Origin of the sequence: Halomonas salsilacus (assembly GCF_051216275.1) — a bacterium.
In the GTDB taxonomy this organism is placed as follows: domain Bacteria; phylum Pseudomonadota; class Gammaproteobacteria; order Pseudomonadales; family Halomonadaceae; genus Halomonas.
Map to the genome: position 1 here is coordinate 1 of NZ_JBPKAQ010000030.1, position 576 is coordinate 576.

Sequence of the window (576 nt, forward strand, 5' to 3'; positions counted from 1 at the left end):
CTGTTTGGGTATAGGCCCAGCGTGACCATTGGGTCTGTAGCTCAGTTGGTTAGAGCGCACCCCTGATAAGGGTGAGGTCGGCAGTTCAAATCTGCCCAGACCCACCATTCTCCGAATGGCCGGATAGTCGCTCAGTTGGTGAGCGCGCACCCCCGGACGTTCTATAAAGAGAAGGGTGAGGTCGCGGGGTTTATTCAAATCTGCCCAGACCCACCATTTAGCGGGGCCTTAGCTCAGCTGGGAGAGCGCCTGCCTTGCACGCAGGAGGTCAGCGGTTCGATCCCGCTAGGCTCCACCAATTTCCTCTAGAGGAACTTGGTTATAGCTCAGCTGGGAGAGCGCCTGCCGGCACCAGGAGGTCGCGCCGGGGTCGCGCACGACTTCGATCCCGCTTGGCTCCACCATCTCTGCCCACCAGTCTACCCTGATCGGATCCGCAGTCATAAGCCATCATCGCGCGTTACGATGACCGGTTTATGACTGTCGATTGACAGTCTGCTCTTTAACAATGTGAATCATGCTGACAAACGTTCTTTCTGAAGTGATTCGGAAAGGACACGAGATATGTTTCAAGCG

Annotated in this window: 2 tRNA genes; both read left to right on the forward strand. The window is 56.1% G+C overall.

Going from position 1 to position 576, the window contains the following annotated elements:
- Positions 1 to 30: 30 nt before the first annotated feature.
- Positions 31 to 107 (forward strand) — tRNA-Ile (locus tag ACR80S_RS17180).
- Between the two features lie 115 nt (positions 108 to 222).
- Positions 223 to 298, forward strand: a tRNA-Ala gene (locus ACR80S_RS17185).
- Positions 299 to 576 lie beyond the last annotated feature (278 nt).